Raw genomic sequence first — 21113 nt, forward strand, 5'->3', positions numbered from 1 at the left:
AGTGCTCCCTGAGCCCGTCCCGTCATGCCGGATTCCGCCGCCCAACTGCCCACACCCTTGCCCCGTCCGCACCGTCTGCTCGGATTGGCGGCGTTGCTGGTCGCCTTCCTGGCGCTCGCCTTCTTTTCCTACCGGCTTTCCGAGCACTACGGGGTGGCCGAAATGCGCGAGGCGGCCTCGCACCAGCTCGACATCCTCGGTGCCGCGATCGACAGCGAGGTCACCCGCCACGCCTCGATCCCCAGCGCCGTCGAACTGAACGCCGAGATCGTCGCCCTGCTGCGCGGCCCGAGCGAGGGGCAGGACATCCTGCAGGCCGAGGCCAACCGTTTCCTGCAGAAGCTCAACGACCATCTCGGCGGCCCGGCGATCTTCGTCCTCGACACCAGCGGTACCGTCGTCGCCTCCAGCGACTGGATCTTCTCCGACAACCTGCTCGGCTCCGACCTCTCCTACATGCCTTTCTTCCGCGATGCGGTGCGCGGTACGCCGGCCCGCCACTACGCGGTCGACCACATCCGGCACGAGCCCGGCTACTACTTCGCGCTGCCGATCCGCGACGAGACGCAGGAGTGGAAGGTGATCGGCGTCGCCGTCGTCAAGTCCGGCATCCGCGAGGTCGAGCGGCGCTGGCTGGCGCAGGAGGCGCCGGCGCTGATCGTCGACCGCAACGACGTCGTGCTGCTTGCCTCGCCACCGGAATGGCGCTACGCGACGCTGCGCCCGCAGCCGCGCGACGTCCTCGACCGTCTCGGCCGGCAACAGTTCGCCGGCCAGCCGCTGGGCGAGATCAGCCTCGACATCGACCTTGCCGGCGCCGACGAGGGGCGCATCGTCCGCCTGCCCAAGCACCTGCGCGACGACGTAGCGCCAGCGCAGGGCGCGCGCCCCTACCTGGCGATGTCGCGCCACCTGTCCGGCACCGCCTGGCGCATCGTCGTCTTTTCCGACCTGCGCCCGGTCGGCATCCAGGCGGCGACGCATGCCGCGCTCAGTGTTGCCGCCCTCGGCTGCCTGCTGCTCGGCGTCCTGTATACCCGCCAGCGCCGCCGCCTGGCGCGCGGCCGCGAGGAGGCGCGGGCGATGCTCGAACGCGCCAATCAGGAACTGGAACGCAAGGTCGAGGAACGCACCGCCGACCTGTCGGAAGCGGTTGCCGGTCTGCAGCGCGAAGTGCAGGAGCGCCAGCGTGCCGAACAGACGCTGCGCGCCGCCCAGGACGAGCTGGTGCAGGCGGCCAAGCTGGCCGTCCTCGGCCAGATGGCGACTGGCGTCACCCACGAACTGAGCCAGCCGCTCGGCGCCATCCGCACCCTGTCGGCCAACGCCGCCGAATTCATGCGCCGCGGTGACAGCGCGACGGCCGAACGCAATCTCGCCATCGTCGAGCAACTGACCGAGCAGATGGGCAACATCATCGGGCCGCTGAAGACCTTCGCCCGCAAGTCGCCGGCGGTATCGAGCGCGGTCGATGTGGCGCAGGCGGTGGACAGCGCGCTCTTCCTCTTCGAGTCACGGCTGAAGAAGGAAAATGTCAGCGTCGAGCGCGGTATCGCGCCCGGTCAAAACGTCGCCTGGTGCGATCGCAACCGCCTGCAGCAGGTGCTGGTCAATCTGATCGGCAACGCCCTCGACGCGATGCGCGACGAGCCGGTACGCCGCTTGAGCTTCAGCGTCGATGTTGCCAGTTCGGGCAAGCTGGCGCTGGCGGTCAGCGACAGTGGCTACGGTTTCTCCGAAGAGGCGCTGGCCCACCTGTTCGAACCTTTCTTCACCACCAAACAGCCGGGCGAAGGGCTTGGCCTGGGGCTAACCATTTCGCGCGATATACTGCGTGACTTCGGCGGCGACCTGATGGCCGGCCCGGCGCCGGGTGGGGGCGCCCGCTTCGTCGTCATGCTGCCGCCACTGCCACCGACCCACCGGGATACGCCATGAAGACGCCTTTGTCCGTCCTCCTTGTCGAAGACGATCCGCACGTCCGCCTGGGCTGCGAGCAGGCCATGCAGCTGGCCGGCATCCCGGTGCTCGCCGCCGCTTCCGCCGAGGAGGCCGAGAAGCACCTCAATCCCGAGTTTCCCGGCATCATCGTCACCGACATGCGCTTGCCCGGCGCCAGCGGCATGGACCTGCTGCGCAAGGTGCGCGGCCTCGACCCCGACCTGCCGGTGATCATCATCACCGGCCACGGCGACGTCACGCTGGCGGTCGAGGCGATGCGCAACGGCGCCTACGATTTCATGCAGAAACCGTTCTCGACCGACGATCTGGTCGATGTCGTGCGCCGCGCGCTGGAAAAGCGGGCGCTGGTGCTGGAAGTCGAAGCGCTGCGCCGCCGCCTCGACCAGCGCGACGACCTCGAAGCCCGGCTGATCGGCCGTTCGCCGCAGATGCAGAAGGTGCGCCGGTTGATCCTCGACGTCGCCGACGCCGGCGTCGACGTGCTGATCTACGGCGAAACCGGTACCGGCAAGGAAATGGTCGCCCGCTGCCTGCACGACCTGTCGCGCGCCGGCCAGGAGAACTACGTCGCCCTCAACTGCGGCGGCATGGCCGATAACCTGCTCGACAGCGAACTCTTCGGCCACGAGCCGGGCGCCTTCACCGGCGCCCAGAAGCGGCGCATCGGCAAGATCGAATACGCCAGCGGTGGCACGCTTTTCCTCGACGAGGTCGAGAGCATGCCGATGAGCATGCAGATCAAGCTGCTGCGCGTGCTGCAGGAGCGCGTCATTGAGCGTCTCGGTTCCAACCAGCAGTTGCCGGTCAGCTGCCGCGTCGTCGCGGCGAGCAAGGAAGACCTCAAGGTCTGGTCGGAGCAGGGCAAGTTCCGCGCCGACCTCTATTACCGGCTCAACGTCGTGCGCATCGAACTGCCGCCGCTACGCGAGCGGCGCGAGGACATCCCGGCGCTCTACGACGCCTTCCTGCTGCAGGCCGCCAAGCGTTACAACCGCCCGCCACCGGCGCTCACCACCGACACCTTGCACCGACTGATGGCGCAGGACTGGCCGGGCAACATCCGCGAACTGAAGAACGCCGCCGAATGCCACGTTCTCGGCATCGGCGCTGCCGGCGGCGGCAGTGCGCCGGCCAGCGCGCCGTCGCTGACCGAGGCGGTGGAGAACTACGAACGCCTGCTCATCGCCGACGAATTCACGCGCCAGGGCGGCAACATCCAGCGTACCGCCGACGCGCTGAAGGCGGCGCGCACCACGCTGCATGACAAGCTGAAGAAGTACGGTCTGCTATAGTGCCTCTCCCTCCTGACGACACGGACGAATGCGATGATCGTGACCTTCGAATCGAGCGAAACCGGCGAAGTGCTGATGTACGCGGAAACGGCGAAAACCCTGCTGGATATCGTCGGCAAGGCGACCACCGCGCGCGGCGTGTTCACCCCGCCGGAAATGCTGCCGGCGGCGGCCAAGCTGCAGGCGGCGGTGGCCGAGGCGCGGCGTCAGGCGGCGGCACAACCGGAACCGGAAGACGAGGAAGACAAGGCCAAACCCCTGCCGGTCAGTTTGCCGCAACGCGCCTGGCCGCTGATCGACATGCTCGAACGCACGGCCAAGGCCGGTCCGCAGGCTCACATCATGTGGACGGCGGCCGCTGACTTCTGAGCGGGGCGCTCAGAACAGCTCGATATCGTCGTTCTTGTCCTTCATCTCGGCCATGAAGCGTTCGATTGCTTCCTGGACCGGGACGCCGTGCATTACCGCGTCGAACATGGCGATTTCCTCGCGCGTCGAGTACTTGCCCTTGATCCGGTTCTGCAGCGCCACCCACTCACCCGGGTTGTAGAGACGGGCCGGTTCGCCGACCAGATCGCTCAGTTCGCCCAGGCTGAGGCCGACGTGGGCCAGGCGCTGGACCAGCTTGTCGTAGAACTGGAAGGCGATGATCGCCTGGTGCACCATGCCGGACACGTTGGCGGCGGCGCCCAGCAGTTCGTTGCGGGCTGCGCCGACGCCGCCGGTTTCCGGCAGGCCTTCAACCTTGCCGGCGATTTCCTGCATGCAGCCGGCCATCGCGGTGAAGGAGCGGGTCAGTACGTCGACCGAGGCATTGCTGTCCTTCATCGCGTGCTCGATCTGCACCGCGGCAAGTTCCAGCATGAGGACGGTTTCGCGGACCTGGCTCCAGCTCAGGTCGGGATTGTGGGCGGAGGTGCCGCGCGGCGGGAGGGGATTCTCGGTCATTGTTCTTTCCAGTCGGCCTGGCGCCGACTATAGCGCAATTCAGTCAGCCCGTTCCAGCACCACGTAGTGCTTGCGGACGGCTTCGAGGACGGTGAAGCTGCCGGTGAATCCAGCCGGAATGACGCCCGCCTCGCCGGGGCCGAATTCGGCGCTGTTGCCTTCGTTGTCGGCGATCCGGACGCGGCCCTCGATGATGCAGAAGAACTCGTCCTTGTTGGCGCCGAAGGCGATGCGCCAGGCACCCGGCTCGCAGGCCCAGACGCCGGCGACCAGATCGCCCTGCGGCGCCGCGAAATGCTCGTGCGTGGTGCGCAGCGGGTTGCCTTCGAGCAAGCGCTCGGGGCGCGGCCGGTCGTACTCCGGGGCGGGCGACTGGCGGGAGAAGACGGTCAGTTGGGGCATGGCGATGCGGGTCGGGGGCGGGGTGGGCATTTTAAGCCAAGGGTGTCGTCGCGGGCTGGGCCGGCGGGCGATTTGCCGCGATAATCGGCGCATGCGCCTGCCGATCCTCTGCTTGTTCCTGTTGTTTAATGTAAATGCCCTTGCCGCCGCGATCGCCGTCGATGTCGGCCACGGCACGCGCGATAGCGGCGCCATCTCGGCGCGCGGGCGCAGCGAGTTCGAGTTCAACCGCGATTTCGCCGGTGTCCTCGCCGACCGCCTGGAAGCCGGCGGCCAGCAGGTGCGCCGGGTCAATTTCGACGGCGCCATCGCTAGCCTGGCGGCGCGTCCCGAGGCGGCCGTCGGCAGCGACTTCTTCATCTCCATCCACCACGATTCGATCGGCGAGGCCTGGCTGCTGCCGTGGACCTGGGAAGGCGTCGAGCGCACCCACACCGAGGCCAAGCGCGGCTACGGCATCTTCGTCTCGGCGGCCAATCCGGATCTGCCGACCAGCCTGCTCTGCGCCTCGACGATGGGGGCGATGCTGCGTCGCGCCGGCTTCGTGCCGAGCGACTGGCATGGCCGCCGGCACGTCGCGGCCGACGCGCGGAACGGCGTCTGGTACTACGACAACCTGGTCGTCCTCTACCGCACGACGCTGCCGGCGGTGCTGTTCGAGGCCGGCGTGATCAAGCACAAGGACGAGGAGCTGGAACTGCTCGATCCGGCGCGTCAGGCGCGCATGGCCGACGCGTTGGCGACCGGCCTGGCTGCCTGCCTGCAAGTCAAAGAAATACCGGCTCCGGACTGAGTTCGATAGCGAATTTCTCGCGCACCGCGGCCTGTACCGCGGCCATCGTCCGCCGCACATCGGCGCCGGTCGCACCGCCCCGGTTGACCAGGACCAGCGCCTGCTTCTCGTACATGCCGACCGGCCCGAGCGCCTTGCCCTTCCAGCCGGCCTGCTCGATCAGCCAGCCGGCAGCCAGCTTGACCCGGCCGTCCGGCTGCGCGTAGCAGGGCAGTGCCGGATGCTGCGTTTTCAACGCGTCGGCGGTCTGCCGGTCGACCACCGGGTTGTGGAAGAAGCTGCCGGCGTTCGGCGTCAGCGCCGGATCGGGCAGCTTGCGCTGGCGGACGGCGATCACCGCGTCGGCGACATTGCTGGCGACCGGCTCGGCGACGCCGCGGGCGGCCAGTTCCTGGCGCAGGTCGGCGTAGCCGATGTTCGGCTGCCAGGCCTTGGGTAGGCGGAAGACGACCGAGACGATGGCGATCCGGCCGTCGAGGTGCCAGCCCTGTTGCTTGAACACGCTGTCGCGGTAGGCAAAACGGCAGGCATCGCGGTCGAGCGTGAACAAGGCCTGCTTTTCAAAATCCCAGGCCGTCACCGAATCCAGGCGTTCGCCGACTTCCAGCCCGTAAGCGCCGATGTTCTGCACCGGCGCGGCACCGACCGTGCCGGGGATCAGCGACAGGTTTTCCAGCCCGGGCCAGCCCTGCGCCAGCGTCCATTGCACGAAGTCGTGCCAGTTCTCGCCGGCCCCGGCCTCGATGTAGAAGGCCTCGTCATCCTCGCGCAGCAGACGTTTGCCGGCGATCGCCATGTGCAGCAAGAGCCCCGGAAAATCGCCGGTGAGCACCAGGTTGCTGCCGCCGCCGAGGACGAAACGACGCTCGCCCGGCGGCACCGCCGCCAGTTGGGCCGGATCGGTGACCTTCAGGTAATGCGCCGCGCGGCCGGGTAGGGCGAGGGTGTTGTAGGGGGTGAGGTCGATGGCGGTGTTAAGCTGCTGCATCTGCCCGAATCAACCGACACTGTAAGGCGCAGTATCCTGAAGTAGCGTCAGTTGGGCTTCGCGAGCGGCTTTGCGTTCGCTCAAAATATGCTCGCCGACGGTTTCAGGGACTTCGTTACCCCAGTTCTGCCAGCCTTCGCGCCGATGCCGGGCGAACAGTTCCAGGTAGGGACCGGGGCTGCACGACTCAACGATGTCGTAGAACTCGTCGGGTTTGCGCGAATGCTCGCGTTTTTGCGTGGCGAGGAAATTGACTTGGCGGCGGCCGGGCGGCAGCGTGCGCATGCTGCCGCGAACGCCGAAGAGCACCAGTTCGGTGACGTTGCGGAAATAGAAGCCGACGCCGCGTCCATCCGGTCCGCCATCCTTGCGCACTTTGTGCCAGACGATGTTCGACTTGTAGGTGAAGCCCCAGGCTTGCATTACTGCAAGCCCTTCGGCCAGCAGTGCATTCGGTACCCACAGGTAGAGGTGGCTGCTGGCAGCGGCAACATCGGCGACCGGGATGGCTTTGATGTCATCCAACGTCAGCGTCGGGTAGCGCGCAAGGCGCTTGTGTTCCGGTGCCATCTTGCCGGTCCGGTTCTGGAACTGCCAGGGCGGATCGGCCAGGATGGTGCTGAATTGCCCGGTAATCGAGGACTTGAAATCTTCTGCTGCCGTTAGCTGCATCTCAGCAGTCCTCCTCGTAAAGTGATTTGCGGATGCCGAAGACCAGCAAGGGGCATCCGCCACCGCCACCACCCTGGATGCGGGGGAGCAGTTTGCCCATGTGCGTTGTCGAGGAACCATACGACGTGCCGCGGCTCAGTTTGTCGAAGATGTCCTGCAGTTCGTCGCAGCGGGTCACGATGATGCCGACGCTAACTACGCGCAGATCGAAGAGCAGGCGGAAATTGTTGAGATCCCGGTCGAAGAACGGGTCCTTGTTGTTCCACTCGATTTCCAGCGCAACCCGGTTCTTGAAGCAGTCGACCTTGTGAGTCGGTGAATCGAGGCTGACCCCATCGACCACCATCTTGGTGTCGAAGCCTTTCTCCTGCCAGCCGAGTTTGCCGAGGGCGCCATCGAAGGCTTCGGCAACTTTGGATTTACGGCCGCCGCCAACGGTAAGCCAGCTTTTCAACAAACGGAAATCGCTCAGCACACCGACGATTTCCTGCCATTCGTCCGGAAAATCCTGCTTCAGGATGGCGCACGCGTGTTTCCATTCGTGCACTTCGTAATGCTCGCGGATGAAGGGGGGAAGGAGGTCAAGACTCATGGCGCCATTCTATCAGCCGGCCGGGGCGTGGCGTCGGCCTGGAAGGGGAAAAAGCGCCGTACAGTCAGTGCGTCCGGTAGCTATCGGCGCTGATGGCGTGGCGGGTGAGTTTGTCGTAGAGCGTTTTTTTCGGGACCTGCAGGGCTTCCGCGGCCTGGGCGACGTTGCCGCTGCTGGCCTGCAGTGCAGTTTCGATCGCGCGCCGCTCGGCGGCGTCGACCTGCGCGGCGAGCGACGCGGCGGGCAGTGTCCCGGCGGAGCCGGCGAGGCCGTCGGGCAGGCCGAGTGCCCAGCGATTGGCGACGTTCTTCAGTTCGCGCACGTTACCCGGCCAGTCGTGCGCCTGCCAGCGCGCCAGGTCGGCCGGTGTCCAGCTAGCCGGCGGGCGCTGGTAGCGCTGGGCGGCTTCCTGGAGGAAGGCGGCAATGAGCAGCGGGATGTCGTCACGCCGCTCGCGCAGCGGCGGCAGGTCGATGCTGACGACGTTCAGGCGGTAATAGATGTCGGCGCGGAACTGGCCGGCGTCGGCCAGCGCCTTGAGGTCGGCCTTGCTGGCGGCGACGACGCGGCAATCGACGGCGATGCTCTGGTTGCTGCCCAGGCGTTCGACGCTGCGTTCCTGCAGCACGCGCAGCAGCTTGACCTGGAGGGCGAGCGGCATTGACTCGATCTCGTCGAGGAAGAGCGTGCCGCCGTCGGCGTGTTCGATGCGACCGACGCGCCGCTTGCCGGCGCCGGTGAAGGCACCGGCTTCGTGGCCGAAGAGTTCGCTCTCGAAGACAGTTTCCGGCAGCGCCGAGCAGTTGACCGCGACGAAGGGGCCGCGCCGGCCGCTGGCGTCGTGGATGGCGCGGGCGACGACTTCCTTGCCGCTGCCGGTTTCGCCGTTGATCAGGATGTCCACACCGGTCGGCGCGAGCGTGCCGATCAACTGACGAATGGCCTGGATCGCCGGCGTCTCGCCGATCAGCGCGCTGAGGCCGGCGGCGTGCAGTTGTTCCTTGAGCTGGCGGTTCTCGACCAGCAGGGCGCGCTTGTCGAGGGCGCTCCTGACCGCCGCGATCAGTCGTTCGGAGGGGAAGGGCTTCTCGATGAAATCGTGCGCGCCGTCGCGCATCGCTTCAACCGCCATCGCCACGTCGCCGTGGCCGGTGACGAGCAGCACCGGCAGCTCGCGGTCGAACTGGCGCAGTTCGCGCAGCAGCGTCAGGCCGTCGCGACCGGGCAGGCGGATGTCGCTGATCACAGCCGCCGGCCGCGTCGTGGCCAGTGCGGCGAGCATGCTTTCGGCGTCGGCGAAGCCGCGCACCGGGATGTCGGCGATCGCCAGCGCCTGCTCGCAGCCCTTGCGCACGGCGGCGTCGTCCTCGATCAGGAAGACCGGCGCCTCAGCCACGGACGACCGCCTTGGCGTAGCTGGCGCGGTCGAGGTCGGCGGTCTCGACACTCAGTTGCAGTTCGTGGCCGGGCGGTGCCTGCAGTGTTGCGCTCAGGGCGGCGAGCACGGCATCGGCCAGGGCCTTGCGTTCTTCCGGGGAACGCCCGCCAAGCAAGGCGATGCGCACATGCGCGAAAGCGCGGGCAAGCGGCTGGATGCCGATGCGGAAATCGTCGACGCAGTACGCCCGGCTCTTGATGTCGGCCTCGCCGAACAGCCCGGAGTCGAAAGCCGCCGTGTTGATCGCGCCCAGCGCGGCAGCCGGGGCGAGGGCGAGGTTGGCGGTGTATTCAAGCGTCAGGTGCGGCATGGTCGTCTCCGGCGGCGGGCAGCGTCAGCACGAACACGGCGCCGCCGTCGGCCGCGTTCTCGGTACGTAGTGTGCCACCGTAGCTGTCGACGATGGCCTGCGAGATCGCCAGGCCAAGGCCGAGGCCGGCGCCGGCGGGCTTGGTCGTGTAGAAGGGCTCGAAGAGGTGGTCGCGGACCTCGTCGGCGATGCCCGGGCCGTGGTCGCGCACGCTCAGGCGGACGCAGTCGCCGGCGCGGGCGACGGCAATTTCGAGGCTGGGCGCCGCTTGTCCCTGCATCGCGTCCAGGCCATTGAGCATGAGATTGACCAGCACCTGCTCGAGGCGCCCGGCTTCGGCGACGACGCTCAGGCCGGCGGCGTCCTGGCTGACCTCGATGCGGGCGCCGCTGTCGCGCCGGCGCGGCTCGACCAGCAGCAGCGCGTGCTCGATCGCGGCGGCGACGGCGACCGCCTGCGGCGTCGCCGCCTCCTTGCGGGCGAAGGTCTTCAACTGGCGGACGATGCGTCCGGTACGGCCGATCAGCTCACCGATCATCTGCAGGTTCTCGGCCACTTCCTCGTGGCGGCCGCGCGCCAGCAGGGCGCTGGCGTTGTCGGCGAAGGTCTGCAGTGCCGCCAGCGGCTGGTTCAGTTCGTGGCTGATGCCGGCCGACAACTGGCCGAGGACGGCGAGCTTGCCGGCCTGCACCGCGGCGTCGCGCGTTTCGTGCAGGATCGCCTCGGTGCGCTGCAGTTCGGCGACTTTCCCGGTCAGGTCGGCGGTGCGTTCGGCGATCCGCTGTTCCAGTTCGCCGTGGATGCGGCGCAGTTCCTCGCGCCGCCGCCGCCGGTGGCGCAGGTGGGCGGCGACGCCGAGGCCGAAGGCGGCCGCCAGTGCCGCCGCCATCGCCCCGGAAAAGGCGGCGCCGCGGGCCTCGTCGGGGCGGCCGAGCTGGACGACGCGCCAGCCGAGATTGCCGACCGGGCGGCTCAACAGCAGCAACTCACGGATCGGCTCACCGGCCAGGGCCAGGCGCTGCGGCGCCGAGCCGTCGAGCGCCAGCGGGCGGTCGGCCAGGGGCTGGATCGTCTGGTTGCCGTATTGCCGGGTTTCCGCCAGGCGGGCGCTGACCGCGGCCGGCAGCGGCGCCAGCGTGCGATAACGCAGGCGCCGTTGCGAGGAGAGGAAAACGATGCCGTCGGCGTCGGCCAGCAGCAGCGTGTCACCGGCCTCGGCCATGGCCTGCTCCATCGCCTCCAGGCCGACCTTGAGGACGACGACGCCGAGCACGCGACCGTCGCTGCGCACCGGCGCGGCGAGGAAATAACCCGGTTCGCCGGTGGTCACGCCGACCCCGTAGAAACGGCCCAGACCTTGCGCCACGGCATCGGTGAAATAGGGCCGGAAGGCGTAGTTGTGGCCGACGAAACTGCGCGGCTGGCGCCAGTTGCTGGCGGCCAGCGTCAGGCCGTCGGCGTCGATCAGGTAGGTGGCGGCGACCGCCGCGCCCTGCTGGGCCGCTTCGAGATAGGCGTTGGCGGCGGCAATCCGTTGCGCGTCGTGCGGCTCGCGCAGCAGCGCGGCGAGCGACGGCTCGAGGGCGAGCAGGCCGGGCAGCGATTCATGGCGGTTGAGCGTCGCTTCCAGCGACAGCGCGAAGGCGTCGAGGCGCTGGCTGGCCACCTGCTGCTCGTGCGCCAGATAGCTGCCGAGCAACAGACGGTAGGCGATCAGGCCAACCAGCAGGCAGCTTGCCGCCGCCGCCGCGGTGAGCAGCCAGACGCGGGAGAGGGAGGGCGACGATCCGGGCATGGCCGCATCGTAACCAGTTTTATCGCCGGTCGGCAGGCTCAGGGCTGGGGCGGACATGGCTGCAGGTCGACCGTCGTGTCGCCGGGCAGGCCGGGTAGCCAGGCCGGCAGCGGCCGGCAGTCGGCGCCGACACAGACGGTATGGGGGGCGACGTAGGGCGAATGGCGCAGCGTGACCTTGGGCAACGCCGGCAGGGCCGGCGTGTAGTGCCAGGCGCCGTCACGGTAGACGGCGTCGGGCGGCGGTTCCATGCCGGCCCCGGTGCCGAGGACGCGGGCCGCGGTCAGGCGCAGCGCGTCGCCCTGCAGGCGGTAGTCTTCCGCCCACAGGGTTTTCTGGATCGAATGCGTCCATTGCAGCGTCACCGCCTCGCCGAGCGGCGCCACGAGGAGGCCGGCGACGAGGCAGATCGCGCTCATGCCGCCTGCAGGCGATGGCTGTGCAGCAGGTGCCAGCCGATGAAGGCGGCGCAGGCGGCAAAGCCGATCTCGTCGGTGAGCGGCAGCGCCGCGACCAGCAGGAAGGCGGCAGCCGCGGCCCAGACCCGTTCCCAGGCGGCCAGCGGCGCGCGCAGGTAGCCGATGCTGGCGGCGCCCCACAGCGTGATCGCCAGCAAGGCCTTGCCGACGATGTAGGCAACAGCGAACACCGACGGATCCCCTTGCAGCATCAGCGCATTGTCGTAGACCGCCATGAACGGCACGACGAAGCCGGCGATGGCAATCTGCACCGCCTTGACGCCGATCTTCATCGCCGGCTCCTTGGCCACCGAACTGGCGGCGAAGGCGGCCAGCGCCACCGGCGGCGTCAGGTCGGCCATGATGCCGAAGTAGAAGACGAACATGTGGCTGACGATCAGCGGCACGCCGAGGTCGAGCAGGGCGGGGGCAGCGATCGAACTGGTGATGATGTAGTTGGGGATGGTCGGGATGCCCATGCCGAGCACCAGGCAGATCAGCATGGTGAGGAGCAGCGACAGGAACAGGTGATCAGCGCCGACCTTGAGGATGAAGCCGGCGAAATTGGTCGCCGCCCCGGTCAGCGTCAGGACGCCAATGATCACGCCGACGATGGCGCAGGCCACGCCGACCGGCAGCGCCTGCCTGGCGCCGTCGACCAGGCTGTTGCGCATGACGCGCAGCGTCTCGCGGCCGCCCTGGACGAACAGGCAGGCGACGACCAGCAGGGCGATCACGGTGAGCACCGGATAGACGCCCCACTTGACCAGCAGCGAGGCGCCGAGGCCGACGGCGAGCCAGAAGACGAAGCGGAAGGCGGTTCCGGAAATGCGCGCGGCGACGGCGGCGCCGAGGATCAGGATGGCGCACAGGGCGAGACCGACCATGCCCGAGTACATCGGCGTGAAGCCGTTGAACAGCATGCCGACCAGGCCGACCAGCGGCAGCACCAGGTACCACTGGCTGCGGATCGCCTGCCACGGGTTCGGACAGTCTGCCTTGGCCAGGCCGCCGAGCTTGCGCCGGCCGGCTTCCAGGTGAACCATCCAGAACACGGTGAGGTAGTAGAGGACGGCCGGAATCAGCGCTGCCTTGACGATCTCGAAGTAAGGCACGTTGAGGTTCTCGGCCATGATGAAGGCAACCGCGCCCATCACCGGCGGCATGATCTGGCCGCCCATCGAGGCGGTCGCCTCGACGGCGCCGGCAAAGACGCCGGAGTAGCCGAAGCGCTTCATCAGCGGAATGGTGAACTGGCCGGTGGTCAGCACGTTGGCGACGCCGGAACCGGAAATCGACCCCATCAGCCCGGACGAAACCACCGCCACCTTGGCGGCGCCGCCCTTGGCGTGGCCGACGAAGCCGAGCGCCACCGAGTTGAACAGGTTGATCATGCCGGCGTGTTCGAGGAAGGCGCCGAACAGCACGAAGAGGAAGATGTAGTTGGTCGACACCAGCGTCGGGATGCCGAAGATGCCTTCGGTGCCGAAGCCGAGCTGATCGACGATCTGCGCGAAATCATAGCCGCGGTGGGCGAGGTCGCCCGGCAGGTGCTGGCCGAACAGGCCGTAGAGCAGGAACAGGGCGCAGATGGTCGGCAGCGCCAGGCCGAGGATGCGGCGGGCGGCCTCGAAGACGAGGGCGATCAGCGCCGTGCCGACGACGAGGTCGAGCGTGCTCGGGTCGCCGGCGCGCTGGATCAGGTCGACCTCGAAGATCCATTGGTAGGAAGCGAGCGCGAAGGCGCCGACGGCGAGCAGCCAGTCGAGCGGGGCGACGCGGTCGAGGCGGCCGCTCTTGCGGATCGGGAAGAGCAGGAAGGTCAGGGTGAGCAGGAAGCCGACGTGCAGCGCCCGCATGACCAGGCTGGAGAGCGGATGGAAGGCGGCAATGCCGAGCTGGTAGAGCGAAAACGCCAGCGCGGTGCCGGTCAGGATAAGGAGCGCGACGCCCCCGAGCCGGCGCTGGGCGCCGTGCTCGGAGAACGTCTCCTGCTCGATGTTGGGCGGGGAGACGTGGGCCGACATGATGGCTTACTTGAGCAGGCCGGCTTCGCGGTAGTACTTCTCGGCGCCCGGGTGCAGCGGCACCGGCGAACCGTTGGCCATCCTTTCCTTCTTGATCGCCTTGGCGGCGGCGTGCGCGGTGGCCATGGTGTCGAGGTTCTCGGCCATCGACTTGGTCATCTTGTAGACCATGTCCTCGGAAACGCCGGCGTGGGTGACCAGGTAGTTCGGGACGAGCACGGTGTTCACGTCGGTGGTCTGGCCGTTGTAGGTGTTGGCCGGGATGGTGCCGGACTGGTAGGCGGCGTCGCCGATCTTGGCCACCACATCGGCAGGGATCGGGATGACGACGATCTTCAGCGCCGTCGCCAGGTCGCGCACGGCGGCCACGCCGAGGCCGGAGGAGAGCAGGGTAGCGTCGAGCTGGCGATTCTTCATCAGTTCGACCGACTCCGAGTAGCCGAGGTATTCGACCTTGGCGAAATCCTGGTAGCCCATGCCGACGGCTTTGAGAATGTCGCGGCTGTTCAGTTCGGTGCCGCTCTTCGGGGCGCCGACCGAAACCCGCTTGCCCTTGAGGTCGGCCAGCGATTTGATGCCGGAGTCGGCGGAGGCGAGGAAGTGGATGTAGTTCGGGTAGATCGCGGCAACCGTGCGCAGCTTGTTCAAAGGCGCCTTGAAGCCGACTTCCGGATTGCCCTTCCAGGCTTCGGACAGCGTGTCGCCCAGGGTGAAGGCGATTTCGCCCTTGCCGGCCTGCAGCAGGTTGAGGTTTTCGGCCGAGGCCTTGGTCGCCTGCACCGACATCTTGGCATCGGGCAGCACCTTGCCGTAGATCTGGGTCAGCGAGACGCCGAGCGGGTAATAGACGCCGCTCGTGCCGCCGGTCAGGACGTTGATGAATTCGGCCGCCTGGCCGGCGCTGGCGCCGATGGCCAGCGTGCTGGCGACGATCAGGGAACGCAGTTGCTTGCGCAGTTTCATGGTTTCTCCTCCGTTAATTGGAATGCGCCGCTGGGCGGCTGCGGAGAAACGTTTGCAGGAGCTGTGCCAGTTGCTGGCTTGGGTAGCCAAGCAACTGATTTCACGGGCTTAAGCGGCGGCCGCCGGGTGGCTGGCGACGGCCGCGCGTGCGGAATTCCGGAATCGGCGCCGCGCTCGGTGCGGAAATCCGCACCATCGGCACAGCGTTCAGTCGGCGAGCAGGAGTGCCGCCAGGGCGGCCGGTTGCGCCGCCGCCTGCCAGCCGGCGCGCATTTCGTCGGCGTTCAGGCTGCCGTAGCCCCAGGTGACGGCGACGAAGGGCAGGCCGTTGGCGTCGGCCGATTCGCCGTCCTCGCTACGGTCGCCGATGTAGATGGCGTCTTCCCTGGCGATGCCCTGGTCGGCGAGCAGGCGGGCTATCATCGCCGCCTTGTGCGGCAGGCGCGGGGTGAACAGGTCGAGCGCGTAGACGTGGGCGAAATGACTGGACCAGCCGAGGTGATCGAGGATCAGCCGGGTCGGGTGGAGGCGCTTGTTGGTGGCGATCGACAGCGTCAGCCCGGCGCCGGCCAGTGCGGCGAGCAGTTCGCCGACGCCCGCGTAGGCGGCGGTCGCCTGGTAGCCGGTGCTGTCGTAGCTGGCCTTGAAAGCTTCGGCCAGTCGCCCGATCAACGCCGGATCGTCACTGCCCGAGAGGAGTTGCAGGGTCTCGTTGAGCGGCGGGCCGATCACGCTGGCATCGATGGCGCGCGCCGGCGCGACGCCGGTCTGCGCGAAAGCGTCGTGGAAGCTGGCGAGGATCGCCGGCGCCGAATCGATCAGCGTGCCGTCGAGGTCGAACAGGATGTGCAGGTAGCGGGGCATGGCGGTCGGTACTGGCAGGGGAAGCGAAGGATAGCGCGATTCGCGCCGCATTTCCTCCGCCATCCTGCCTGCGCATCAGCCTGGCCCGTGGCGGGTGTAGCGGGCGGCGAGGGCGGTCAGACCGACGGCAGCCAGCGGCAGGAGCAAGGCGACCTCAAGCCGGTCGAGCTGTTCCGGGGCGAGCAGCAGGATCGCTCCCAGCCCCAGCATCATCAGGCCGGACAGCAGCTTGAGCAGGCGTCCCTCGCGTTCGCTTAACTTGCGGGCGCCGAGGCTCCGGACAAAGGCAAGGACGATCAGGGCGAGCGGGACGACATAGATCAGGTTGTAGAGAGCGAGATAGAGGTAATGGGTCAGCGGCGTCGCTTCGCGCAGGGTCAGGATGCGTGTGAAGACCATCGGCAGGCCCGCCGTGCACAGGAGTTCGTAAAGGTTGGCGGCCACTGCCAGGACGATGGTCGAGGCGAGTAGCGTCGGCAGTCGGTTGGCTTGCAGCAGTTGCCGGAAACGCTGGAACAGGTCGCGGCGGCGGGATGCGCTGATCGACAGCGAGACGCCTTGCTTGAAGGCAACGAAGTCCTTGACGTTGATCAGACCGACCAGCACGGCCAGTGCCCCGGCGGCGGCAGTGATCCAGGGCAGGCTGCCGACGATCAGGAAGAGGTTGAGCCAGGCTGCCATGAAGGCAAAGTACATCAGGCCGGAACAGAGCACGAAGACGCCACCAATGGCCAGCATGCGTCCACGCTGCTGCTGATGCGCCAGCAGTGAGAGCAGGAAGAGCAGCACGAAGAAGGCGCAGGGGTTGAAGGCGTCGAGGGTTGCCAGAAGCACGGTCAGGACCGGCAGCGACAGCGTGGCCGGATCGACTTCACCCCACAGCGGCAGCTTCAGCGGGCGCGGTGGCGGCGCTGCCGGCTGGCCGTCCGCGCAGGCCCGCAGGCGTGTCAGGAAGGCGGCACGGGCAGCAGGGCTGTCGTCCCAGCCAACTTCCATGCGCTCGCAGTAAATCAGGGTCGGTACCGCCTGGGCTGTAGCCCCCAGCGCTTTTGCCCGCGCGACGAAGCGTTCGACGTGAGCGGGATTGCTGGTCAGTTCGTAGGTTTCAACGTGCAGCCAGGGGTTCTCCCCGGCCAGTGCCTCGATTTGCGGAACCGCTACCCGGCAGTGCGGGCAGTTCAGTGACCAATAGACTTCCAGAATCACTTCTGCCCGTAGTGCGGGGATGCAACTGAGCAGGCAGAGCAGGAGCAGGAGACGGCGGGCTGACATTTTCCTGACCGGGGGTGGATACGGATGTCAGTCTAGCAGGGCGAGGATTTCTCGCCTGGCAGTGTGGTCGGGGCTGGCCGGGTAGTCTGGCGCACGACGAAGCCGTCCGGGCGTAGCGGCAGCAGTCGGCTCAAGGGGCGTCACTTCCGCCACTTCGCCCAGGGATCGCTGTCGTTGCCGGGCGGAACTTGGCGCGTTGGCGTTGCACTTCTGCCCGGGGTCGGGCGGCGGCTTTTTTCCTGATCGTGCTGAGCCGCCTTTCTGGCGCGCTTTTCGCGCAGCCGCTCGGCGTCTTCCAGGCTCAACACGGCGGGCGGGCCGGGAAGCTGCTCCGGCGGGACGATGCGGTCGCGTGGCGGGCGCTCGAATTGCTCGGCCGAGGCGCGTGGCAGGCTCTTGTACTGGTAGAGGTAGAAGGCTTCGACTTTCTCGCGCGCCCAGTCGGTCTTTTTCAGGAACTTGATGCTGGAGTCGATGCTCGGCTTGGTCTTGAAGCAGTTGATGTTCAGGTAGGCGAACAGGATTTCGAAGCCGTAGTGCTGGGCGAGTTCCGTCACCACCTGCTTCAGGCTGACGCCGTGCAGGGGGTTGTTGCTGTAGTTGATTTCGTCGGTCATCGGGCGTTCGGGCAGTTGATTACAGCAGCGGCGCCAGCCAGCGTTCGGCTTCGCCGACCGCCATGCCCTTGCGTTGCGCCCAGTCTTCCAGTTGATCGCGGCCGATCTTCGGGATGGCGAAGTATTTGGCCGCCGGATGGCCGATGTAGAAACCGGAGACGGCGGCGGCCGGGGTCATGGCGCAGGATTCGGTCAGCGCCATGCCGATCGCCGGGGCGTCGAGCAGGGCGAACAGCTCGCGCTTGGCGGTGTGGTCGGGGCAGGCCGGGTAGCCGGGGGCGGGGCGGATGCCGCTGTAGGCCTCGGCGATTAGCGCGTCGTTGTCGAGCGTTTCGTCCCTGGCGTAGCCCCAGAATTCGGTGCGCACCTTCATGTGCAGCCATTCGGCAGCGGCCTCGGCGAAGCGGTCGGCCAGCGCCTTCAACATGATTGCCGAGTAATCGTCGTGGGCGGCTTCGAAGGCGGCGACGCGGTCGGCTATGCCGAGGCCGGCGGTGACGGCGAAGGCGCCTGCATAGTCGTTTTCACCAACGAAGTCAGCCAACGCGGTGTTGAAGCGGCCGGCCGGTTGCTTGATCTGCTGGCGCAGGCCGACCCAGCGGGCGGCCTCGACGCTGCGCGATTCGTCGGTGTAGAGAACGATGTCCTCGTTCTCGCCGCGGGCCGGGTAGAGACCGAACACGGCGCGGGCGGTCAACCAGTTCTCGGCGACGATTTTCGCCAGCATCGCCTGCGCGTCGTGGAACAGATGGCGGGCGGTTTCGCCGACGACGTCGTTGCTGAGGATGGCCGGGAAGCGGCCGGCCAGGTCCCAGCTCTGGAAGAAGGGCGACCAGTCGATGTAGGGGACGAGGTCGGCGAGCGGGATATCCAACGTCTGGCGGCCGAGTTGCGCCGGCTTCACCGGGGTATGTTCCGCGTTCCATGTGAAACGGTTGGCGCGGGCTTCTTCCAGGCTGACCAGCGTGGCGCCCTTGCGGCCGGCGTGTTCGGCGCGCACGGTTTCGTATTCAGCGGCGATTTCGGCAACGTAGCCGGCCTTCTGGTCGGTCGACAGCAGCTTGGTGGCGACGCCGACGGCGCGCGAGGCGTCCGGCACGTAAACCACCGGGCTGTCGGTGTTGGTGGCGATCTTGATCGCGGTGTGGGCGCGGCTGGTCGTCGCCCCGCCAATCAGCAGCGGTTGGTTCATGCCGTGCCGCTTCATCTCGGCTGCAACGTGAGCCATTTCTTCCAGCGACGGGGTGATCAGGCCGGACAGGCCGATGATGTCCACCTTGTGCTCGAGCGCCGCCTTGAGGATGTTGTCGCAGGGCACCATCACGCCGAGGTCGATGACGTCGTAGCCGTTGCAGCCGAGCACCACGCCGACGATGTTCTTGCCGATGTCGTGCACGTCGCCCTTGACCGTCGCCATCAGGATCTTGCCCTTGGAGCCGAGGCCGGTACGCGCCTTTTCGGCTTCGATGTAGGGCAGCAGGTGGGCGACCGCCTGCTTCATGACGCGCGCCGACTTGACCACCTGCGGCAGGAACATCTTGCCGGCGCCAAAGAGGTCGCCGACGACGTTCATGCCGCTCATCAGCGGGCCTTCGATGACCGCCAGCGGCGGCTTGCCTTCGCTTTCCAGCTTGGCGCGCACTTCCTCGGTATCGGCCACGACGAAATCGGTGATGCCCTTGATCAGCGCATGTTCGAGGCGCTTTTCGACCGACTGCTCGCGCCACGACAGGTCAGGCCCGGCGTCCTTGGCTTTGCCTTCCTTGACGGTCTGCGCGAACTCGACCAGCGCATCGCCGGCGCCGGGGTTCCTGTTCAAAACCACGTCCTCGACCTTGGCGCGCAGCTCCGGCGCCAGGTCGTCGTACACACCGAGCATGCCGGCGTTGACGATGCCCATGGTCATGCCGTTTTTAATGGCGTGGTAGAGGAAGACGGTGTGGATCGCCTCGCGCACCGGGTCGTTGCCGCGGAAGCTGAAGGAAACGTTGGAAACGCCGCCGGAAATGTGCGCGTGCGGCAGGTTCTGCTTGATCCAGCGCACCGACTCGATGAAATCGACAGCGTAGTTGTCGTGTTCCGGAATGCCGGTGGCGATGGCGAAGATGTTCGGGTCGAAGATGATGTCTTCGGCCGGGAAGCCAATGCCGGTGAGCAGCTCATACGCCTTGCCGCAGATTTCGGTCTTGCGCGCATAGGTGTCGGCCTGGCCCTTTTCGTCGAAGGCCATGACGATGACGGCGGCGCCGTAGCGGCGGGCGAGCCTGGCCTGTTCGAGGAACTTGGCTTCGCCTTCCTTCATCGAGATGGAATTGACGATGCCCTTGCCCTGGATGCACTTGAGGCCGGCTTCGATGACTTCCCACTTGGAGGAGTCGATCATGATCGGCACGCGCGAAATGTCCGGTTCCGAGGCAATCAGCTTGAGGAACTTGTCCATGGCGGCGAGCGAGTCGAGCATCGCCTCGTCCATGTTGATGTCGATCACCTGCGCGCCGTTCTCGACCTGCTGGCGGGCGACGGCGAGCGCGTCGTCGAAGCGGCCTTCGAGGATCATCCGGGCGAAGGCGCGCGAGCCGGTGACGTTGGTGCGTTCGCCGACGTTCACATAGAGCGAGTCGGCGGTGACGTTGAAGGCTTCGAGGCCAGATAGGCGCAACGCCGGGGCGATGGCCGGTTTTTGGCGCGGCGCGACCGCGGCAACGCGCTCGGCAATGGCGCGGATGTGCTCTGGAGAGGTTCCGCAACAGCCGCCGACGATGTTGACGATGCCGCGCTCGGCCCAGCCGGCGATCTCGTCGGCCAGCTGTTCCGGGGTTTCGTCGTAGCCGCCGAAAGCATTGGGCAGGCCAGCGTTGGGGTGGGCGGAAACATAGCAGTCGCAGACGCGTGACAGTTCCTCGACGTACTGGCGCAGCTCGCTGGCACCGAGCGCGCAGTTGAGGCCGAAGCTCAAGGGCTGGACGTGGCGCAGCGAGTTCCAGAAGGCCTCGGCGGTCTGGCCCGAGAGCGTGCGGCCGGAAGCGTCGGTGATGGTGCCGGAAATCATCACCGGCCAGCGGCGGCCGGCGAGGTCGAAGTATTTCTCGATGGCGAACAGCGCGGCCTTGGCATTGAGCGTGTCGAAGACGGTTTCGACGAGCAGGATGTCGGCGCCGCCTTCGATCAGGCCGGTGGTGGCTTCGAAATAGTTGGCCACCAGTTCGTCGAAGTTCACGTTGCGGTAGCCGGGATCGTTGACGTCCGGCGAGATCGACGCGGTACGCGAGGTCGGGCCGAGCACGCCGGCGACGAAGCGCGGCTTGGCCGGGTTCTGCGCGGTGAATTCGTCGCACAGGCGGCGGGCGAGCGCGGCACCCTCGAAGTTCAGTTCATAGACCAGTTCGGTCAGGTTGTAGTCGGCCTGCGAGACGGCGGTCGAGTTGAAGGTGCAGGTTTCCAGAATGTCGGCGCCGGCGGCCAGGTACTCGCGGTGGATGCCGCCGATGACGTCGGGCCGGGTCAGCACCAGCAGGTCGTTGTTGCCCTTGAGGTCGTGCGGGTGGTCCTTGAAGCGCTCACCCCGGTAATCCTTCTCTTGCAGGCCGTGGCGCTGGATCATCGTGCCCATGGCGCCGTCGAGGACGAGCAGGCGTTGTTCGAGCAGGGACTGGAGTTCGGTGGAGCGGTCGGGCTGGATCATGGATTACCTCGGCAAAGCAAAGTACCGGTGACGCTGCA

19 protein-coding genes are annotated in these 21113 nt (G+C 67.2%); 4 read left to right on the top strand and 15 right to left on the bottom strand.

The window, feature by feature from the left end:
- Positions 1-24: 24 nt before the first annotated feature.
- The 3 genes from ACE3OV_RS05020 to ACE3OV_RS05030 are packed head-to-tail and all read left to right on the top strand — an operon-like array spanning position 25 to position 3623.
- Positions 25-1938: an ATP-binding protein gene (locus ACE3OV_RS05020; RefSeq protein WP_374325651.1), complete on the top strand. Its 1914-nt coding sequence runs from the start codon at positions 25-27 to the stop codon at positions 1936-1938.
- Complete coding sequence (locus ACE3OV_RS05025; RefSeq protein WP_374325653.1) at positions 1935-3254, top strand: sigma-54-dependent transcriptional regulator; 1320 nt, start codon at positions 1935-1937, stop codon at positions 3252-3254. The genes ACE3OV_RS05020 and ACE3OV_RS05025 overlap by 4 nt, the downstream gene beginning before the upstream one ends.
- A 33-nt stretch (positions 3255-3287) precedes the next feature.
- Positions 3288-3623 carry a DUF1840 family protein gene (locus tag ACE3OV_RS05030; protein ID WP_374325655.1) on the top strand — a complete coding sequence of 112 codons (336 nt, stop codon included), beginning with the start codon at positions 3288-3290 and terminating at the stop codon, positions 3621-3623.
- Between the two features lie 9 nt (positions 3624-3632).
- Here the strand turns inward: ACE3OV_RS05030 and ACE3OV_RS05035 are convergent, their stop codons facing one another.
- Together ACE3OV_RS05035 and ACE3OV_RS05040 are read right to left on the bottom strand one after the other, a co-directional pair.
- Positions 3633-4202 (bottom strand): hypothetical protein, encoded by a 570-nt coding sequence (locus ACE3OV_RS05035; RefSeq protein ID WP_374325657.1) that lies wholly within the window; start codon positions 4200-4202, stop codon positions 3633-3635.
- A gap of 39 nt (positions 4203-4241) precedes the next feature.
- The gene (locus ACE3OV_RS05040) at positions 4242-4634 is read right to left on the bottom strand and encodes a cupin domain-containing protein (protein ID WP_374325659.1); all 393 of its coding nucleotides are present in this window, start codon (positions 4632-4634) and stop codon (positions 4242-4244) included.
- 61 nt (positions 4635-4695) lie between these two features.
- On the opposite strand from ACE3OV_RS05040, the gene ACE3OV_RS05045 reads away from it, so the two are divergent.
- Positions 4696-5397, top strand: a complete 702-nt coding sequence (locus ACE3OV_RS05045; RefSeq protein WP_374325661.1) for an N-acetylmuramoyl-L-alanine amidase — start codon at positions 4696-4698, stop codon at positions 5395-5397.
- Here the strand turns inward: ACE3OV_RS05045 and murB are convergent.
- The 13 genes from murB to metH form a co-directional block, all read right to left on the bottom strand.
- Positions 5372-6385: a UDP-N-acetylmuramate dehydrogenase gene (murB, locus tag ACE3OV_RS05050; protein WP_374325663.1), complete on the bottom strand. Its 1014-nt coding sequence runs from the start codon at positions 6383-6385 to the stop codon at positions 5372-5374. The genes ACE3OV_RS05045 and murB overlap by 26 nt on opposite strands.
- A gap of 9 nt (positions 6386-6394) precedes the next feature.
- Complete coding sequence (locus ACE3OV_RS05055; RefSeq protein ID WP_374325665.1) at positions 6395-7057, bottom strand: MT-A70 family methyltransferase; 663 nt, start codon at positions 7055-7057, stop codon at positions 6395-6397.
- 1 nt (position 7058) lies between these two features.
- A complete protein-coding gene (locus ACE3OV_RS05060; RefSeq protein WP_374325667.1) occupies positions 7059-7649 on the bottom strand; it encodes a BglII/BstYI family type II restriction endonuclease in 591 nt (196 codons plus the stop codon).
- Between the two features lie 64 nt (positions 7650-7713).
- Positions 7714-9045 (bottom strand): sigma-54-dependent transcriptional regulator, encoded by a 1332-nt coding sequence (locus tag ACE3OV_RS05065; protein WP_374325669.1) that lies wholly within the window; start codon positions 9043-9045, stop codon positions 7714-7716.
- Positions 9038-9397 (bottom strand): 5-carboxymethyl-2-hydroxymuconate Delta-isomerase, encoded by a 360-nt coding sequence (locus ACE3OV_RS05070; protein WP_374325671.1) that lies wholly within the window; start codon positions 9395-9397, stop codon positions 9038-9040. Before ACE3OV_RS05070 ends, ACE3OV_RS05065 begins: the two co-directional genes overlap by 8 nt.
- Positions 9378-11249 carry an ATP-binding protein gene (locus tag ACE3OV_RS05075; RefSeq protein WP_374325673.1) on the bottom strand — a complete coding sequence of 624 codons (1872 nt, stop codon included), beginning with the start codon at positions 11247-11249 and terminating at the stop codon, positions 9378-9380. Before ACE3OV_RS05075 ends, ACE3OV_RS05070 begins: the two co-directional genes overlap by 20 nt.
- Positions 11231-11611 carry a DUF1850 domain-containing protein gene (locus tag ACE3OV_RS05080; protein WP_374325675.1) on the bottom strand — a complete coding sequence of 127 codons (381 nt, stop codon included), beginning with the start codon at positions 11609-11611 and terminating at the stop codon, positions 11231-11233. Before ACE3OV_RS05080 ends, ACE3OV_RS05075 begins: the two co-directional genes overlap by 19 nt.
- Entirely contained in the window at positions 11608-13677 is a 2070-nt protein-coding gene (locus tag ACE3OV_RS05085) for a TRAP transporter permease (RefSeq protein WP_374325677.1), read from the bottom strand. Before ACE3OV_RS05085 ends, ACE3OV_RS05080 begins: the two co-directional genes overlap by 4 nt.
- A 6-nt stretch (positions 13678-13683) precedes the next feature.
- On the bottom strand, positions 13684-14640 hold the full coding sequence (locus ACE3OV_RS05090; RefSeq protein WP_374325679.1) for a TAXI family TRAP transporter solute-binding subunit: 957 nt from the start codon (positions 14638-14640) through the stop codon (positions 13684-13686).
- A 207-nt stretch (positions 14641-14847) separates the two neighbouring features.
- Positions 14848-15504, bottom strand: a complete 657-nt coding sequence (locus ACE3OV_RS05095) for an HAD family hydrolase (protein ID WP_374326230.1) — start codon at positions 15502-15504, stop codon at positions 14848-14850.
- Between the two features lie 75 nt (positions 15505-15579).
- Positions 15580-16776: an NrdH-redoxin gene (locus ACE3OV_RS05100; RefSeq protein ID WP_374325681.1), complete on the bottom strand. Its 1197-nt coding sequence runs from the start codon at positions 16774-16776 to the stop codon at positions 15580-15582.
- Between the two features lie 140 nt (positions 16777-16916).
- The gene (locus ACE3OV_RS05105; protein ID WP_374325683.1) at positions 16917-17393 is read right to left on the bottom strand and encodes a VF530 family DNA-binding protein; all 477 of its coding nucleotides are present in this window, start codon (positions 17391-17393) and stop codon (positions 16917-16919) included.
- Between the two features lie 19 nt (positions 17394-17412).
- Positions 17413-21072 carry a methionine synthase gene (metH, locus tag ACE3OV_RS05110; RefSeq protein ID WP_374326231.1) on the bottom strand — a complete coding sequence of 1220 codons (3660 nt, stop codon included), beginning with the start codon at positions 21070-21072 and terminating at the stop codon, positions 17413-17415.
- Positions 21073-21113 lie beyond the last annotated feature (41 nt).

Source organism: Azonexus sp., assembly GCF_041909095.1.
Classification (GTDB): Bacteria; Pseudomonadota; Gammaproteobacteria; order Burkholderiales; family Rhodocyclaceae; genus Azonexus.

Bases quoted from the DNA above. Each gene is read 5' to 3' on its own strand.
- ACE3OV_RS05070 (WP_374325671.1), bottom strand. From the start codon at position 9,397: ATGCCGCACCTGACGCTTGAATACACCGCCAACCTCGCCCTCGCCCCG.
- ACE3OV_RS05030 (WP_374325655.1), top strand. From the start codon at position 3,288: ATGATCGTGACCTTCGAATCGAGCGAAACCGGCGAAGTGCTGATGTAC.
- ACE3OV_RS05060 (WP_374325667.1), bottom strand. From the start codon at position 7,649: ATGAGTCTTGACCTCCTTCCCCCCTTCATCCGCGAGCATTACGAAGTG.
- ACE3OV_RS05085 (WP_374325677.1), bottom strand. From the start codon at position 13,677: ATGTCGGCCCACGTCTCCCCGCCCAACATCGAGCAGGAGACGTTCTCC.
- ACE3OV_RS05020 (WP_374325651.1), top strand. From the start codon at position 25: ATGCCGGATTCCGCCGCCCAACTGCCCACACCCTTGCCCCGTCCGCAC.
- ACE3OV_RS05045 (WP_374325661.1), top strand. From the start codon at position 4,696: ATGCGCCTGCCGATCCTCTGCTTGTTCCTGTTGTTTAATGTAAATGCC.
- ACE3OV_RS05105 (WP_374325683.1), bottom strand. From the start codon at position 17,393: ATGACCGACGAAATCAACTACAGCAACAACCCCCTGCACGGCGTCAGC.
- ACE3OV_RS05100 (WP_374325681.1), bottom strand. From the start codon at position 16,776: ATGTCAGCCCGCCGTCTCCTGCTCCTGCTCTGCCTGCTCAGTTGCATC.
- ACE3OV_RS05095 (WP_374326230.1), bottom strand. From the start codon at position 15,504: ATGCCCCGCTACCTGCACATCCTGTTCGACCTCGACGGCACGCTGATC.
- ACE3OV_RS05080 (WP_374325675.1), bottom strand. From the start codon at position 11,611: ATGAGCGCGATCTGCCTCGTCGCCGGCCTCCTCGTGGCGCCGCTCGGC.
- ACE3OV_RS05090 (WP_374325679.1), bottom strand. From the start codon at position 14,640: ATGAAACTGCGCAAGCAACTGCGTTCCCTGATCGTCGCCAGCACGCTG.
- ACE3OV_RS05075 (WP_374325673.1), bottom strand. From the start codon at position 11,249: ATGTCCGCCCCAGCCCTGAGCCTGCCGACCGGCGATAAAACTGGTTAC.
- ACE3OV_RS05040 (WP_374325659.1), bottom strand. From the start codon at position 4,634: ATGCCCACCCCGCCCCCGACCCGCATCGCCATGCCCCAACTGACCGTC.
- ACE3OV_RS05025 (WP_374325653.1), top strand. From the start codon at position 1,935: ATGAAGACGCCTTTGTCCGTCCTCCTTGTCGAAGACGATCCGCACGTC.
- ACE3OV_RS05055 (WP_374325665.1), bottom strand. From the start codon at position 7,057: ATGCAGCTAACGGCAGCAGAAGATTTCAAGTCCTCGATTACCGGGCAA.
- ACE3OV_RS05035 (WP_374325657.1), bottom strand. From the start codon at position 4,202: ATGACCGAGAATCCCCTCCCGCCGCGCGGCACCTCCGCCCACAATCCC.
- murB (WP_374325663.1), bottom strand. From the start codon at position 6,385: ATGCAGCAGCTTAACACCGCCATCGACCTCACCCCCTACAACACCCTC.